This is a genomic window from Kaistia terrae, from assembly GCF_026344005.1.
GTDB classification, from domain to species: domain Bacteria; phylum Pseudomonadota; class Alphaproteobacteria; order Rhizobiales; family Kaistiaceae; genus Kaistia; species Kaistia terrae.
In genome coordinates this window covers 495,344-510,965 of sequence record NZ_JAPKNH010000002.1, presented here as the reverse complement: position 1 = coordinate 510,965, position 15,622 = coordinate 495,344, and the positions used below count along the sequence as shown (strand labels likewise).

The 15,622-nt window shown below is 64.5% G+C and carries 12 protein-coding genes; 8 read left to right on the top strand and 4 right to left on the bottom strand.

Annotated elements, in window-relative coordinates; translation table 11 throughout:
• The first annotated feature begins 159 nt into the window (after positions 1 to 159).
• Complete coding sequence (locus tag OSH12_RS07545; RefSeq protein WP_266342914.1) at positions 160 to 1,266, top strand: OmpA family protein; 1,107 nt, start codon at positions 160 to 162, stop codon at positions 1,264 to 1,266.
• Positions 1,267 to 1,321: 55 nt separating this feature from the next.
• On the opposite strand, the gene OSH12_RS07540 is transcribed toward OSH12_RS07545, so the two are convergent.
• A complete protein-coding gene (locus tag OSH12_RS07540; RefSeq protein ID WP_266342913.1) occupies positions 1,322 to 2,665 on the bottom strand; it encodes a metal-dependent hydrolase family protein in 1,344 nt (447 codons plus the stop codon).
• Between the two features lie 242 nt (positions 2,666 to 2,907).
• On the opposite strand from OSH12_RS07540, the gene OSH12_RS07535 reads away from it, so the two are divergent.
• Positions 2,908 to 3,642 (top strand): SIMPL domain-containing protein, encoded by a 735-nt coding sequence (locus OSH12_RS07535; protein WP_266342912.1) that lies wholly within the window; start codon positions 2,908 to 2,910, stop codon positions 3,640 to 3,642.
• Positions 3,643 to 3,730: 88 nt separating this feature from the next.
• On the opposite strand, the gene OSH12_RS07530 is transcribed toward OSH12_RS07535, so the two are convergent.
• Positions 3,731 to 4,657: a diacylglycerol kinase family protein gene (locus OSH12_RS07530; protein WP_266342911.1), complete on the bottom strand. Its 927-nt coding sequence runs from the start codon at positions 4,655 to 4,657 to the stop codon at positions 3,731 to 3,733.
• Between the two features lie 173 nt (positions 4,658 to 4,830).
• Complete coding sequence (gene carA, locus OSH12_RS07525; RefSeq protein ID WP_266342910.1) at positions 4,831 to 6,087, bottom strand: glutamine-hydrolyzing carbamoyl-phosphate synthase small subunit; 1,257 nt, start codon at positions 6,085 to 6,087, stop codon at positions 4,831 to 4,833.
• A 249-nt stretch (positions 6,088 to 6,336) separates the two neighbouring features.
• Between carA and OSH12_RS07520 the strand changes: the two genes are divergently transcribed.
• The 6 genes from OSH12_RS07520 (at position 6,337) to OSH12_RS07495 (ending at position 13,163) form a co-directional block, all read left to right on the top strand.
• Positions 6,337 to 6,789 carry a GatB/YqeY domain-containing protein gene (locus tag OSH12_RS07520; protein ID WP_266342909.1) on the top strand — a complete coding sequence of 151 codons (453 nt, stop codon included), beginning with the start codon at positions 6,337 to 6,339 and terminating at the stop codon, positions 6,787 to 6,789.
• An 11-nt stretch (positions 6,790 to 6,800) separates the two neighbouring features.
• A complete protein-coding gene (locus OSH12_RS07515; RefSeq protein WP_266342908.1) occupies positions 6,801 to 7,769 on the top strand; it encodes a small ribosomal subunit Rsm22 family protein in 969 nt (322 codons plus the stop codon).
• 289 nt (positions 7,770 to 8,058) lie between these two features.
• The gene (gene dnaG, locus OSH12_RS07510; RefSeq protein ID WP_266342907.1) at positions 8,059 to 10,002 is read left to right on the top strand and encodes a DNA primase; all 1,944 of its coding nucleotides are present in this window, start codon (positions 8,059 to 8,061) and stop codon (positions 10,000 to 10,002) included.
• A 173-nt stretch (positions 10,003 to 10,175) separates the two neighbouring features.
• A complete protein-coding gene (gene rpoD, locus OSH12_RS07505; protein ID WP_266342906.1) occupies positions 10,176 to 12,173 on the top strand; it encodes an RNA polymerase sigma factor RpoD in 1,998 nt (665 codons plus the stop codon).
• A gap of 73 nt (positions 12,174 to 12,246) precedes the next feature.
• The gene (locus OSH12_RS07500) at positions 12,247 to 12,837 is read left to right on the top strand and encodes a Uma2 family endonuclease (protein WP_266342905.1); all 591 of its coding nucleotides are present in this window, start codon (positions 12,247 to 12,249) and stop codon (positions 12,835 to 12,837) included.
• Positions 12,838 to 12,872: 35 nt separating this feature from the next.
• Positions 12,873 to 13,163 (top strand): HlyU family transcriptional regulator, encoded by a 291-nt coding sequence (locus tag OSH12_RS07495; protein ID WP_266342904.1) that lies wholly within the window; start codon positions 12,873 to 12,875, stop codon positions 13,161 to 13,163.
• An 86-nt stretch (positions 13,164 to 13,249) separates the two neighbouring features.
• On the opposite strand, the gene OSH12_RS07490 is transcribed toward OSH12_RS07495, so the two are convergent.
• The gene (locus OSH12_RS07490) at positions 13,250 to 15,535 is read right to left on the bottom strand and encodes a DUF6600 domain-containing protein (protein WP_266342903.1); all 2,286 of its coding nucleotides are present in this window, start codon (positions 15,533 to 15,535) and stop codon (positions 13,250 to 13,252) included.
• Positions 15,536 to 15,622 lie beyond the last annotated feature (87 nt).

Here is a 15,622-nt window from a genome sequence, read left to right as displayed (position 1 = left end):
ATCGAAGCCTGAACGACGTGGCTCCAGAGGCCCATCTCGTTCTGTGAAGGCGATCACTTGCCGCTCAAGCCGCTACCCCGCAAGTTCGACAGGGTCCTAGGACGGACGCACGGGACCAAGAAGTTCGCGAGTCTTTTCTTGAAATCGGCGGGAGAGGCCATGAAACGGCGAAGCATCACATGGGCAGCCTGGCTGGCCGCAACCGTTCTTGCACTTGTGGCAGGGTCGGCAACACTGAGTTTTGCAGATGCGACCATCCCCCAAGAGGACATTGCGGGCGCCAGCGACAATCCTCTTGTGAGACGTTATGAGGGCTCGTTCATCGTCTCCTTTGAACAATTGGCCTTTACCGATTTCACGGTGCCCCTGTCGCCGCTGAAGGCCAGCCCGGATCCAGACGCGCGGGACAAGAACAACAACCGTGTTTTCGCGCCGGAAAAGAAGATCGAGGTCGAAGGCGCGCTGACCCGGATCGCCTATGTCCTGCCGGACGGTCGCTCGCCGCTCGAGGTGCTGCGCAACTACCAGGACGTTGTCCAGGCGAACGGCGGTGAGGTGCTGTTCGAATGCAAGAAGGAAGAATGCGGTGGCGATGCCCAACGCGCTGCAAGTGGCGGCGGCGGCGATATGAGCTTGGCGATGCTGTTCGTCTACGATTCCGACCTGAAGGATGCGGACTTCAGCAACGGCAAATGCGCCCTGACGTCGGGGATCAACGACCAGCGTTTCTTCGCGGCCAAGGTGCCTCAGCCCGAGGGCGATGCGTATGTGACCGTCCAGACGTTCTTGCTGATCGACGATCTGTACTGCAAGGAACTCAACGGCCGCACCGTGGCTCTGGTCCACGTGCTTGAACCCAAGGCCCGCGACAACAAGATGGTCGTCGTGGAAGCCGCGAAGATGGCGGATTCACTGGCGGAGACCGGCAGCATCTCGCTCTACGGGATCTATTTCGACACCAACAAGGCCAGTCTGAAATCCGAATCCGAACCGACGTTGAAAGAGATCGCCGCGCTTCTTGCCAATGAGCCGGCGATGGCGGTCATCGTGGTTGGCCATACCGATAATGAGGGTGAGTTCAGCTACAATATCGACCTGTCTTCGCGCCGCGCCCAGGCGGTCAAGGCGGCCCTCACCGCCAAGTATGGCATCGCCGCGGGCCGATTGACGGCAGCAGGCGCAGGCATGATGGCGCCGGTGGATTCGAACGATAATGAGGCAGGGCGCGCGAAAAACCGAAGAGTCGTTCTCGTCAAAGCCAATTAACCCGCAGCAACTCGCCGGACCTCCGGCGAGTTGCTCTTGCCGCATGGTGCAGCGCCTAGTTCGCCCCCAGCGTCGTCTTGACGATGTGACCGTCCTTCATGATCACGACGAGGTTCTTGGCCGGGTCCGACAGCAACCCGATATCGGCAATCGGATCGCCGTCGACGAGCAACAGGTCTGCCATCGCCCCGACCTCGACGACGCCGAGCTTGCCCGGATAGGGATTGCGACGATCGGACAGCGCCAGTAGCGCGGCGTTGTCGGCTGTCGCCATCTTCAACACTTCCGCCGGTGTGTACCAGCGCGTCATCGTCGCCAGTTGCGACCCTTGCCGGGCGGCGAGCGCTGCGTCGAACAGGACATCTGTGCCGAAGGCAACTTTGACGTTGTATTTCCGCGCCAGCCGATAGGCGTTGTCGGTCCCCGCGAAAACTTCCGCCGCTCGCGCCTGTCCGGCAGCATCCGGCTGCTGGATCGCGTTTTCATCGGCGAGAAACGGCTGGAGACTCCACCATGTCCCCGTCTCGGCCATCAGTTTTGCGGTGGCCTCGTCGACGAGTTGGCCATGTTCGATGACCTTTGCGCCGGCCTGGATGGCGTGGCGGACCGCCTCGGACGTATAGGCATGCACCGTGACATAGGTGCCCCAATTGGCCGCCGCCTCCACCGCCGCGTGGATTTCTTCAACGCTGAGTTGGACCGTGTCGAGCGGGCCATAGGGCGACGACACACCGCCGCCACCGGTCAGCTTGATCTGGCTGGCGCCCTGCAACAACTGCTCGCGGGTGCGCTTGCGGACCTCGTCCGGCGAATCGACGATGGCCGACATGCCGATGCGTTCCGGATAGCTCAGCTGGTCGGGCGTCGTGGGTATCTCGAACAGCATGCGGAAATCGCCATGACCGCCGGTCTGCGAAATCATCGCCCCCGATGGCCAGATACGCGGCCCGCGGATGACCCCTCCATCGATCGCCATTTTAAGGCCGAACGCCGGCCCACCTACATCGCGAACGCTGGTAAAGCCGCGCAACAGCGTCGCCTCGGCCTCGGCCCCTGCCATCAACGTGATGAAGCTGAGGGGCGCAGCCGCTGCCATCGCCATCGTGGGCCGCGCCATGAAGCTGTGCCAATGCGCATCGATCAGCCCGGGCATCAGCGTCCGGCCGCCGCCGGCGATGCGCGTTGCGGTCGCGATCGTGATGATCGGCTCGGCCGAAATCTTGGCAATCAGATTGTCTTCGACCAGCACGTTCATCGGCGGCGTCAATGTGGTGCCGTCAAACACCCGGACATCATCAAAGACGACCAGCGATTGCGGGGCGGCCTGAACCGGCAATGGCGGGACCGCGAGGAACACCCCGAGGGCGAACACAAGAAACGCGCCGATTGATTTGACCATGAGTATCCCTCGCTCGTCCCGCATTCCGGCGGGGATGACTGCCACGACGTGAGCCCCATTTGGACCCGTTTGGCACGGACTGGCAAATCGCCCGCCGGCTGGCGTTTGCCCGGCAAGCCCGGATTGCAACCTCGGCGGGGGCAACCACGCTGTTGCCCGCAACTGGTCGCAGTCCCGTCGCAATGCCATCCTATTCAACGACCTCCAGTGCCTAACTATTGTGACGAAGGGGAAACGCGACCATGCACAACCTGAACCGAACCGGCATCCTCCGCAGCGCCATTCTGGGGTCAACCCTGCTCGTCGCGGCGTTCGCAGCGCCCGCCTTCGCGCAGTCCGCGCCGCAGCCGCCGACACTGACTGTTTTTGCCGACGGCAGCGCGACCGCCGCTCCCGACATCGCCATCGTGACGCTCGGCGTCATCTCCGAATCGCCGACCGCCAAGGATGCGCTGGCTGCCAACGCCACCGACATGACCGCCGTCATCGCCGCGATCACCGAGGCCGGCATTGCGACCAAGGACATCGCGACCAGCGGCCTCTCGGTCAGCCCGGTCTATTCCGACCCCTCCAAGAGCTCTGACGGCCGCTCCCAGGTCACCGGCTACCGCGTGCAGAACCAGGTGACGGTGAAGATCCGAGATCTCGCCAAGTCCGGTCCGCTGCTCGACAAGGTCGTCTCGGCCGGCGCCAACCGCGTCACCGGGATCGATTTCGACATCGACAAGGCCGGCGCCCTGCGCGACGAGGCTACCAAGGCTGCGATCGTCGAAGCCCGTCGCCGGGCTGAACTGATGGCGGAAGCTGCCGGCGTCAAGCTGGGCGCGATCCAGTCGATCCAGACCAGCGATGGCGGCGGCGTGCCGATCTTCCGCGCCCAGATGGCGATGAAGGCCGATTCGGTGACGCCGGTAATGGGTGGCGAGCAGCAGATCACCGCCAATGCGACGATCGTCTACCTGATCTCGCCGCGCTAATTTTCGCGCCGCCTCGGCCCGCACGAAACGGTCACCTCTCCCTGAGGGAGAGGTGAAAAGGCGTGCTCCAAAGCCGACGTTCTCTGCCTTAGCCGGCATCCTCGCTGGCTTCGGCAATTCCGGCAGGTTCGGGCGCGAGGACGGAAATCGCGCCGGGCAAGCTCTCGAACACCAGCGGTGTTTGCATCCGCGTCAGTTCGCCATCGATAGAAAGCCAGACTCGCGACCTGTGGCTGGTGATCGTCGCATGACTGACAGCCAGTGAATCGATCTCCGGATTGTCGCGCCAGCGCCCGGACAGAAGATCCAGCCCCGCCTGCATCCGACTCGCCATTTCTGCGCCTTCGGCAAAATGAATCTCGATCACGCCCTCGTCGAGCCGCGGGCGATCGAAGCCGCCGGTTGAAAGGCGGTTGTTGGTGACCAGCAGCGCATAAGCGGCGACTTCGCGCTCGCCCTGCGGCGTTTCCAGTTTCAATTGCAATATCCCGGCGCGTGAAAACGCCCGGAGCGACGAGCGCGCCACGGCGATGAAGCGGCCGAAAGGCAGGCTGAGGCCGCGAAATTGCGCCCGCCCACGCGCCACCTCAGCGAAGAAGCCAAGACCCGCCAGGGAATGAAACAGCCGCCCGTTGACCGCGGAAAGATCGATCCGGCTCGGGCTGGCGCCCGCCAGCGCCGCCAGCGCGGCTTCGAGGTCCGTCGGCATGCCGAGGCTCTTGGCGAACAGGTTCATCGTGCCGAGAGGCAGGACGCCGAGTGTGCGTTCGGTGCCAGCGATCTTGCGGATGGCATGGCCGACCGAGCCATCGCCGCCGCCGACGACGACGGTTTGCGGGCCGGATTGCGCGGCCCGATCGATCGCATGGACGAACTCGTTTTCCTCGGCCAGCACCACCTCGGCCGAATGGCCGCGATCGGCAAAGGCCCGCTCGACGATGGCGCGGATTTCGGCCGGATCGCGATCATGGATCGTGCCGGCCTTGGCATTCAGGATAACGATGGTATCGACCACGATAGGCTCCCCGGGACCACCTGAAAGTGGCGATCGGCAGGGGACAACGCAAGGCCGAGCGGATCGATCCATCGCCCCTGTCTACCGCGCTTGCACGGTCCCGAAAACGGGCCAAAAACGAAGAAGCGCCCGAAAATCGGGCGCTTCAAATTCGTCGGATCGAGTGGCAGAAACTAACGAGTCTGCAACGGCACCGGCGTGGGCCGCGCTTCCGAGAGCGGCGCGTCACCCTTGCGGGCGCGCATCAGGTTGACGAAGCGCGTGAACAGATAGTGGCTGTCCTGCGGGCCAGGCGATGCTTCCGGATGGTACTGCACCGAGAAGATCGGCTTGTCCTTGACGCGCAGGCCGCAATTCGAACCGTCGAACAGCGAGACATGCGTCTCCTCGACGGTGTCAGGCAGCGAGCCGGCGTCGACGGCGAAGCCGTGGTTCATCGAGGTGATCTCGACCTTGCCCGTCGTGCGATCCTGGACCGGATGATTGGCGCCGTGGTGGCCCTGATGCATCTTCTTGGTCTCGCCGCCGAGCGCGATGCCCAGCATCTGGTGGCCAAGGCAGATACCGAACAGCGGCACGTCGGCCGCGATCACTTCCTTGATCGCCGGCACGGCATATTCGCCGGTCGCGGCTGGATCGCCCGGGCCGTTCGACAGGAAGACGCCATCCGGCTTGTGCGACAGGATTTCCTCGCCGGTCGCCGTTGCCGGCAGCACGGTCACGGCACAGCCGGCGTCCGCCAGCAGGCGCAGAATGTTGCGCTTGATGCCGTAATCGACGGCCACGACCTTGTGGACCGGGTTCTCCTGGCGGCCAAAGCCCTTGTCCCAGACCCAGGTGGTCTCATCCCAGCGGAAGCTCTGTCCGGTGGTGACGTCCTTGGCGAGGTCCATACCTTCGAGGCCCGGCCATGCAGCCGCTTCCTTGGCAATAGCCTTCTGGTCGAAGACGCCGTCCGGCGCATGGACGATGACGGCATTCGGCATGCCCTTGTCGCGGATCAGCGAGGTGAGCGCGCGCGTATCGACGCCAGCGATGCCGACGATGCCGCGCGACTTCAGCCAGGCGTCGAAATTTTTCAGGGCGCGATAGTTGGACGGGTCGGTGATGTCGGTCTTGATCACGCAGCCGCGCACGCCGGAAGCCGAGGCCATGTTGATGGTCTCGACGTCTTCGTCATTGGTGCCGACATTGCCGATATGCGGGAAGGTGAAGGTGATGATCTGGCCGGCATAGGACGGGTCGGTCAGGATTTCCTGATAACCGGTCATCGCCGTGTTGAAGCAGACTTCACCGACCGCCTGCCCGACCGCGCCAATGCCTCGGCCTTCGATCACGGTTCCGTCGGCGAGGATCAGAAGCGCGGTCGGCTTCGGCTCTGCCCAGACGTTTTCGTCCGCGATCGTGTCGGTCAGCATTGTGTCGGCCATGGTCTACCTGCTGGTCTCGAATGGTCGGGCGTCAAGCTCGTGCCGGCAAGCTGATGCCACACAGAAACGCAGCGGATCCTAGGGATCCACCGCCTCGCGCCCATTTGCCGGGAAACTAGGCCAAGAGGCCCAACCCGTCAACCCGAACCGGAAAATACAAAAGATAGACATTTCAATGCTTTAGCATAGATGCGCTTGAAGGCCGCGCCAAGCTTCTCTATGGTGCGGCAGCGTTCAAGGAGATTGACCATGCGCGACACCATCACGGCTGCCCTGAAAACGGCAATGCTGGCCAAGGACAAGCAACGCACCGGAACGCTTCGCCTGATCATGGCGGCGATCAAGGATCGCGATATCGTCGCGCGCACAGCCGGCACCGGCGAGGCCACCGATGTCGAACTGATCGACCTCTTGGCCAAGATGGTCAAGCAGCGGCTCGAATCGGCGAAGATCTACGAGGACAATGGCCGTCCCGAGCTCGCCGCGCAGGAACGCGAGGAAATCGCCACCATCGAGGAATACCTGCCCAAGCAGCTCAACGAGGACGAAGCGAAGGCAGCCATTGCCGCCATCGTCGTCGAGACGGGCGCCAGCGGCATCCGCGACATGAACAAGGTGATGTCCGAGCTGAAGGCCCGCTATGCCGGCCAGATGGACTTCTCCAAGGCCAGCGCCGCCGTCAAGGCAGCTCTCTCCAGCTAGGGTAGACGAGAATGGAACTGCCGCCGGCCCTTCGCGACGCCGTCGACGCGGCGCTCGAGGGCGCCTCGACGGCAGCGCTTGCCGAAGCGTCCGCCATGCTCTCGCAGCGCTATCGCAGCGAGCTTCGCGATGGCCGCTTCCATGTCTCCGAAGACGACGCCGCGCGCGCCTATCTGGCGGCGCGGCTGCCGGCCACCTTCGCCGCCGTCCGCGCCGCGATGGGCGAGGCCGAGCAGCAGATGCCGGACTTCGCGCCGAAGTCGCTGCTCGACCTCGGCGCGGGCCCCGGCACCGCCATGTGGGCGGCGCGCGATACATGGCCGTCGATCGACGATACGCTGATGATCGAGGGCAGCCCGACGATGCGGCGCTGGGGCGAAAAGCTCGCCGCCTCGGCCCTGCCCTTCAAGCGCGAATGGCGCGCGGCGGATTTTTCCAAGGGCAAGCTCGCTGTCGATGCGCACGATCTCGTCACCATCGCCTATGTGCTCGACGAGCTTGAACTCGACGCCCGCGCGGCGCTGATTGAAGCCGCGTGGCGCGCGACCGGCTCGCTGCTGCTGGTGGTAGAGCCCGGCACGCCAGCCGGCTGGCAACGCATTCTCGACGTCCGCACGCAGCTTCTGGGCCTTGGTGCGCATATCGTGGCGCCTTGCGCCCATGAGGCGCCCTGCCCGATCGTTTCGCCCGACTGGTGCCATTTCTCCCGCCGCGTGGCGCGAACAAAAATCCATCTGCGCAGCAAGGGCGCGGTGGTGCCGTTCGAGGACGAGAAGTTCATCTATCTGGCCGTGTCGAAGGCGCCGGCCACCCGCACCACCGGTCGCGTTCTCTCACCCCCGCGCTCCGGCAGCGGCAAGGTCAGCTTGAAACTCTGTCTGGCGTCCGGCGCGGCCGAAACACGGCTGATCACCAAGCGCGACGGCGAGCTGTTCAAGGCAGCCCGCCGGATCGACTGGGGCGACGCGCTGGAGGTTTAGGCTATGAATGAATAGCTATACTTCACCTCTCCCTGAGGGAGAGGTCGACGCACGAAGTGCGGCGGGTGAGGGCTTACGGCCTCACCGGATAGTATCCTAAACCCTCACCCGGAGCTTCGCTCCGACCTCTCCCTCAGGGAGAGGTGGGAAGACAGATTTCGCCCTCGATAAGGACTCCTCGACCTGCGCCATCATACCGCCCTGCATAGCGGGCATAAGTCGCTCGATGGCTTTGCGCTTCGCGCCGCCAGGCCCTAAATTGGAGGGTCATCACCTGCCCCGGGGTCCAATGCGCTTCTCGCCTTCCTTTCTCGACGACATCCGTGCCCGCCTGCCGATCTCCTCGATCGTCGGGCAACGTGTGACGTGGGACCGGCGCAAGTCGCAGCCGCAGAAGGGTGATTTCTGGGCCTGCTGCCCGTTCCATGGCGAAAAATCCCCCTCCTTCCATGCCGAGGATCGCAAGGGCCGCTTCCATTGCTTCGGCTGCGGCGAATCAGGCGACCACTTCACCTTCCTGACCAAGCTCGAAGGCCTCTCCTTCCCCGAAGCCGTCGAGCGGCTGGCGGGCGAAGCTGGCCTTTCCATGCCGGCGCGCGACGTCCATGCCGAGGAAGAAGAGCGCAAGCGCGCCTCGCTGCATGAGGTGATGGAGATTGCCTGCCGCTTCTTCGAGGAAGGGCTGCAATCGCGCGACGGCGCCAGCGCCCGGGGCTATTTGAACGGCCGCGCGCTCGGCCCCGACATCCAGCGCCGCTTCCGCTTGGGCTATTCGCGCCAGAGCCGCAACGCGCTGAAGGAACACCTCGCGTCAAAAGGCGTGCCGCACGAGGACATGATCGCGACGGGCCTGCTGATCTCGGGCGAGGACATTCCGGTTTCCTACGACCGCTTTCGCGATCGCGTCATGTTCCCGATTACGGACTTCAGGGGCCGCATCGTCGCCTTCGGCGGTCGCGCGCTCTCCGCCGATGCGCAGGCCAAATACCTGAACTCGCCGGAGACTGTGCTCTTCCGCAAGGGCGACCTGCTCTACAACGGCTTTGAGGCGCGCAAGGCGGTGCAGAGCGCCGGCACGATCATCACCGTCGAGGGCTATGTCGACGTCATCGCGATGTCGACGGCGGGCTTCGGCCATACCGTCGCCCCGCTCGGCACGGCGCTGACCGAGCGCCAGCTCGACCTGCTGTGGCGGCTGACGCCGGAACCGATTCTCTGTTTCGACGGCGACAAGGCCGGTTTGCGTGCGGCGTATCGCGCCGCCGATCTGGCGCTGGCTGCCCTGAAGCCCGGCAAGACGGTGCGTTTCGCGCTTTTGCCGGAAGGCCAGGATCCGGACGACCTGATCCGTTCGGCCGGTCGCGAGGCAATGGCGCAGGTGCTGGCCGCCGCCCGCCCGCTCTTCGACATGGTGTGGACGCGCGAGACCGATGGCGGCGGATTCGAAACGCCGGAGCGGCGCGCGGCGCTGGAAGCGCGGCTGCGCGACATCGCCCGCACAGTGGCCGACGAGAGCATCCGCCATCACTACGAACAGGCATTTTCCGAGCGTGCGCGCGAGTTTTTCGGCTATGGCCAGAAAAACGGCAATCGCCAGCAGCGCGGCAATGGCGAGCGGCGCAATGACCAGCGCGGCGGCGGCGGCAATGGCTCCTCGCGGCCGATTCGTCAGCCTCCGCCGATCATTTCGGAGAGCCTGAAGCGCTCGACGACGCTCTCCGGCCGGGTGCAGGCGCCACTGCGCGAAGTGGTGCTGGTGATGACCATGGCTAACCATCCGGGCCTTGTCCCCGACCTTCTGGACGAGTTCGCGCAGATCGAGTTGACGAATCGCGAACTTGACTCTCTTCGCACGCAAATCCTAGAGATTGCGGCCGAGGATCCTCATATCGAAGGGGGAGGCTTGCGCGACCGGCTCATAACCGCGCGATTCGGCGAATTGCTCGACAAGCTCGACCAGCAAATCGAGCGATGTGGCAATTGGCAGGCAAGGGCGGATGCGTCGGATCGTGACGCTGCGGACGGTTGGATGCAGGCTCTAACCTTGCACAGGAAGGCGCGAACGTTACATAAGGAACTTAAGGATGCCGAGGCGGCTCTAGCCACAGACCCCAGCGACGCCAATCTGGCGCAGATGATCGACATCCAGAACCAAATGGCAAACAGCGACGGCACCGAGGCCCAGATCGAGGGTTTCGGACTCAGTTCGGGCCGACGACAGAAGTCGATGTAGGATCGACAGTCGGCGGCGTAAGGTTAAGCGGGCCTTAAGACAAGAAAGTCTAATTGTCGGGAGACCGACGGTGAGAGGGAAACCTCCTGCCGCCTCTAGGGTTTAACGGTGGTGTGCGAGCGCGACGGACGAGAACCGTCTGGCGCGAAGCCTCTGCCAAGACGGAGAACAGCATGGCGACCAAGGTTCAGGAAAACGAAGAGGCGCAGGACGCGCAGGCCGAGCCGCAGGACGGTCCGCTTCTCGACCTCTCGGATGCCGCCGTCAAGCGGATGATCAAGGTCGCCAAGAAGCGCGGCTTTGTGACCTATGAAGAGCTGAATTCGGTCCTGCCGTCCGAGCAGGTCGGTTCGGAACAGATCGAAGACATCCTCTCGATGCTCTCCGAAATGGGCATCAATGTGATCGAGGCCGACGAGGTCGAAGAAGCCGAAGAACCGACGGCTGCCGACGCCGAAGAGGAAGCGGGCGAGCTCGCCGAATCAACCGGCACCGCGGTCGCGCGCACCACCACCACCAAGGAGCCGACCGACCGTACCGACGATCCCGTCCGCATGTATCTGCGCGAGATGGGCTCGGTCGAATTGCTGTCGCGCGAAGGCGAAATCGCCATTGCGAAGCGCATCGAGGCCGGTCGCGAAACCATGATCGCCGGGCTCTGCGAGAGCCCCCTCACCTTCCAGGCCATCATCATCTGGAAGGAGGAACTTGCCGAAGGCAAGATCCTGCTGCGCGACATCATCGATCTCGAAGCGACTTATGCCGGCCCCGAGGCGAAGAACGCCCCGATGGCGGGCCCCGGCGGCGTGCCGTTTGGCCAGGCTGCCGCGGAAGAGGAAGACGCCGAAGCGCCGATTCCGCCGCCGACCGACGACAATGACGACGAGGACGACCTCGAAAACAACATGTCGCTTGCCGCCATGGAGGCCGAGCTGAAGCCGAAGGTCGTCGAGACCTTCGACAACGTCGCCGAGAACTACAAGAAGCTCCGCCGCCTGCAGGACCAGCTGGTCGAAGGCCGTCTCAAGAACGAGACGCTCTCGCCCTCGCAGGAGCGCCGCTACAAGAAGCTGAAGGACGACCTGATCCTCGAGGTCAAGTCGCTCTCGCTGAACCAGCACCGCATCGATTCGCTGGTCGAGCAGCTCTATGCGATCAACAAGAGCCTCGTCAGTTCCGAAGGTCGCCTTCTGCGCCTGGCCGAAAGCTATCGCGTATCGCGCGAAGAGTTTTTGCGCGAATACCAGGGTTCGGAACTCGATCCGAACTGGCTGCGTCGCGTTGCCAATCTGGGCGGTCGCGGCTGGAAGGACTTTGTCACCAACGGCAAGGACCGGATCCGCGAACTGCGCGGCGATATCCAGAATCTCGCGACCGAGACCGGCCTGGAAATCACCGAATATCGCCGCATCGTCCACATGGTGCAGAAGGGCGAGAAGGAAGCACGCCAGGCCAAGAAGGAAATGGTCGAGGCCAACCTTCGCCTCGTGATCTCGATTGCCAAGAAGTACACGAACCGTGGCCTGCAGTTCCTCGACCTGATCCAGGAAGGCAATATCGGCCTGATGAAGGCGGTCGATAAGTTCGAATACCGTCGCGGCTACAAGTTCTCGACCTATGCGACCTGGTGGATCCGCCAGGCGATCACGCGTTCGATCGCCGACCAGGCCCGCACGATCCGTATCCCGGTTCACATGATCGAGACGATCAACAAGATCGTCCGCACCTCGCGCCAGATGCTGCACGAGATCGGCCGCGAGCCGACCCCGGAAGAACTGGCCGAGAAGCTGGCCATGCCGCTCGAAAAGGTCCGCAAGGTCCTGAAGATCGCCAAGGAGCCGATCTCCCTCGAAACGCCGATCGGCGACGAGGAAGATTCGCATCTCGGCGACTTCATCGAGGACAAGATGGCGATCCTGCCGATCGACGCCGCGATCCAGTCGAACCTTCGCGAGACGACGACGCGGGTTCTGGCCTCGCTCACGCCGCGTGAAGAGCGCGTGCTGCGCATGCGCTTCGGCATCGGCATGAACACCGACCACACGCTGGAAGAAGTCGGCCAGCAGTTCTCGGTGACGCGCGAGCGTATCCGTCAGATCGAGGCCAAGGCGCTGCGCAAGCTCAAGCACCCGAGCCGTTCGCGCAAGCTGCGCTCGTTCCTCGACAATTAGTCTTCGAAGCCTCGCTTCGACGATAACAAAAGGGCCGCTCGCGAGAGCGGCCCTTTTGTTTTAGAATGGGCGAATGAACGTCCGCACCCTGATCGAGAACGCCGGTTTGCCCCGCCGTGGTTTCACGGTGAAGGAGGTCGAGCGTATGAGCGAGGTCGGCTTGCTGCGCGACGGGGAACGGGTCGAGCTGATCGGGGGAGAGCTCATTCCGATGAATCCCAAAGGCAGCCGGCACGAGACATTGAAGGCAAGGTTGCTCCGCCACTGGTATCGCGTGGCGCCGGAGACGATCGAGCTCATCCCGGAAACAACCTTTCGCCTGGCGCTGGATACGTACCTGGAGCCTGACGTCGTGCTCTTCGAACGGGCGATCGGCATCCGCCGTCTCGACGGCGGTACTGCCCTGCTCGCCGTCGAACTCTCCGACAGTTCGCTCGGTTTCGACTTGGGACCGAAAGCGCTCATTTACGCCCATTTCGGCATCCGTGAGCTCTGGGTAATCGACGCTGTCGCCAACATCGTCCACGTCCATCGCGAGCCGAAGGACGGGCGCTACCAGTCGATCACGCCATGGCGTGCCGAGGATCTCGTCGTTCCCGCCTTCGCGCCTTCGCAGTTCGGGCTGCGCCTTGCCGATCTCGACCTGGACGACGGATCGCGCTAAGCCTCGGACACAAAGCGTCAATCAGAGGTCTATCGATGTCGTTCCTGAAGAAGCTGTTCGGCGGTGGTGGTGGTGGAAAAGCTGCCGAAGCCAAGGAAGAAGCCACCGAGTACAAGGGCTACAACATCCGCCCGGCTCCCTTTTCGGACGGCGGCCAGTACAAGACCGCCGGCTTCATCGAGAAGACCATCGACGGCGTCGAAAAATCCTATCGGTTTGTCCGCGTTGATTCGCACGCAAGCCGCGACGCCGCCGCCGAATTCTCTGTCCTCAAGGGCAAGCAGATCATCGACGAGCAGGGCGACCGGATTTTCGACACCAACTGATCGCTAACGGAATCCAAGGCTCTACAAAGAAAAAGCCGGCCGCGGTGACGCGGCCGGCTTTCTCATTCTAGGCTGAAGTCGACGCCCTACTGGGCGCAGCTTCCATCCGGCTGGGCGGCGCCCTCGGGGCAATCGCCGCCGCGCTGCGGGCGCTCGCGACGCTCGGGCTGGCGCTGCTCCTGCTGTTGCTCCGGCTGGCCCTGCTCGGCCTGCGGCTCGCGCTGACGGCGCGGACGCTCCTGCTGGGGCTCCGGCTGTGCCTGCTCGGGCTGCGGCTCCTGCTGGCGCGGCTGCTCCTGACGGGGCTGCTCCTGCGGCTGGGGTTGCTCTTCCCGCTGCTGGCGACGCTGGCGCGGCGCTTCCTCGCTCTGGGCAGGCGCTGCCGGCTCTGCCTGGGGCTCGGCCTGCGGGCGCTGTCGACGCGGGCGCTCGGCCGGCTCCTGCTGCGTCGGCTTGGACTCCGGCTGCGGTTCGGCAGCAGGCTGCTCCTGGCGAGCCGGCGCTTCCTCCGCGGGCTTCGCCGGGCGTTCGCGACGCGGCTTCTCAGGCTTTGCCTCCGGCTCGGGAGCGGGCTTAGCCTGCTCCGGCTCGGCCTGGGGCGCAGCCTCCGGCTGGGCTGAAGGCGCAGGCTGTTCCTCGGCCGGCTTCGCAGGACGCTCGCGGCGCGGCTTGGCAGGCGGCTCCTGCGTCGGCTCGGCAGGCGCCGCTTCCGGTGCCGGCTTGGGTTCCGACGAAGGCTTCTGCTCGGGCGCAGGCTTGCGCTCCGGCGCAGGCTTGGAAGGAGCAGCGGGCTGCTCGGCAGCAGGCGCCTGATCGGCCGGCTGGGACGGACGCTCGCGGCGCGGACGTTCGCCTTGCTGGCCATCCGGCTGCTGGCCGGCGGGCTGACCCTGCTGGTCCGGACCGCGATCCGGCCGGTTCGGGCGCTGAGGCTGATCCGGATTGACCGGCGGCGGATTGCCGTCGGCGGGCGCCTGCGGCTCGGCCGGCTGCGGATTGGCCTCGACCTTCTTCAGCACCTCGTCAGCCCTGGCGGCGCGTTCCTGGCGGATGCGCTCCTGGTCGGCCTGACGCTGCTGTGCCGCCTTCTGGGTGGCCGCGTCGATCTCGGCAGCGCGGGCGTCGGCCGCCTTGCGCTGCTGATCGACAAGATCGGCCTTTTCAGCTTGCAGCTTCTTGATCTCCGCCTGCATGCGGTCGCGCTGCTGCGGCTGATCGCGGTCACGACGCAGATCGCGGCGCTCGTCCGGGTTGAGCACGGAGAGCAGCGCTGCCGACACGACGCCGGCAATCGCCGCCTTCGGATCGGGCTCGACATACTGATGGATCAACGTGCGATCGTCGCGTGGGACGTCGCGGTCGAACCGGCCCGGACGGCCATCGAAACGCTGATCGTCGATGCGCGGACGGAACACGCCGATACGGCCGCCCTGATCGTCATCGAAGATGTCGCGCTGGTCGTCGACATACACGACCTCGCGGCCGGGCCTGTCGCGGCGACGGACGGGCTCGTTGAAGTAGCGGCCATCCTCGAACCTCGGACGACGCACGTCGCGCGCCTCGCCGAGGTAACGGCCGACATCGCGCACGGGGGCTGCCCGGCGACCAATGTCGTCATCGTCGAAATACTGGTCGTCGACAAACACCCAGCTTTCCGAGACGGGCGGTTCGTAGCGTTCCGGCGCGCCATAGGCATAGCCCGGACGATCGGGGGCGATCGGCGCCCAGCCGACGGCGCCGCCGCCGACGCGGAACGTCACCCAGGCCGGCGACCACGTGTCGCCCGGAACCCAGTACCAACCATAATCGGGGCTATAGTCCCAGCGGCCATAGTGATAGGTGGCCCAGCCGAACGGCTCGCTCGACTCCCAATACCAGCCGTAATCGTCGGTCCAGGTCCAGCGACCTTCCTGATAGGGCCGCCAGCCGGCGCCACGGCGCTTCGGCACGAAAACGTAGCCATAGTCCTCATCCTCGATCCAGCGGCCATAGGGCTGCAGTTGATCGAAGAAATAACCGACATCGCCGGAAGCGCGGCTGGCGCGCGGGCGGCTGGAAACCGGCTGGGCGCGCGGACGCGACGGCGCTGCCTGAACGGGCTTCGGGCGCGGCGCGGGCGGCACGACGGCCGGGCGCGCATCAGCGACCTTCACCGGTTCGGCTTCGGCAGAGGGAGCGCCTTCCGCCGACTGATCATATTCATCCATGTCGGTCGTATCGGCAGACGGAGCCTGTTCACCCTCGTCCGCGGCCGGCACCTTGGGGCGCAGCTCGAGCTTGTAGGGAATATCCACGACGCCGGTGACAACCGCCGCACCGGCAAAGACGACGCCGCCCGCAAGGGCAGCTCCGATCAGACCCAGAAGTTTCATCTATACCTTCCCGTCGTTTCCGGACCGTTCAGGCCCGGGCGAACCGAATCATGCTTAACCAATTTGGCTATTCCCCCGATACCAGCG

Coding starts and splice junctions, on each gene's coding strand:
- OSH12_RS07545 (WP_266342914.1), top strand. CDS start 160: ATGAAACGGCGAAGCATCACATGGGCAGCCTGGCTGGCCGCAACCGTT.
- OSH12_RS07540 (WP_266342913.1), bottom strand. CDS start 2,665: ATGGTCAAATCAATCGGCGCGTTTCTTGTGTTCGCCCTCGGGGTGTTC.
- OSH12_RS07535 (WP_266342912.1), top strand. CDS start 2,908: ATGCACAACCTGAACCGAACCGGCATCCTCCGCAGCGCCATTCTGGGG.
- carA (WP_266342910.1), bottom strand. CDS start 6,087: ATGGCCGACACAATGCTGACCGACACGATCGCGGACGAAAACGTCTGG.
- OSH12_RS07520 (WP_266342909.1), top strand. CDS start 6,337: ATGCGCGACACCATCACGGCTGCCCTGAAAACGGCAATGCTGGCCAAG.
- OSH12_RS07515 (WP_266342908.1), top strand. CDS start 6,801: ATGGAACTGCCGCCGGCCCTTCGCGACGCCGTCGACGCGGCGCTCGAG.
- dnaG (WP_266342907.1), top strand. CDS start 8,059: ATGCGCTTCTCGCCTTCCTTTCTCGACGACATCCGTGCCCGCCTGCCG.
- rpoD (WP_266342906.1), top strand. CDS start 10,176: ATGGCGACCAAGGTTCAGGAAAACGAAGAGGCGCAGGACGCGCAGGCC.
- OSH12_RS07500 (WP_266342905.1), top strand. CDS start 12,247: ATGAACGTCCGCACCCTGATCGAGAACGCCGGTTTGCCCCGCCGTGGT.
- OSH12_RS07495 (WP_266342904.1), top strand. CDS start 12,873: ATGTCGTTCCTGAAGAAGCTGTTCGGCGGTGGTGGTGGTGGAAAAGCT.
- OSH12_RS07490 (WP_266342903.1), bottom strand. CDS start 15,535: ATGAAACTTCTGGGTCTGATCGGAGCTGCCCTTGCGGGCGGCGTCGTC.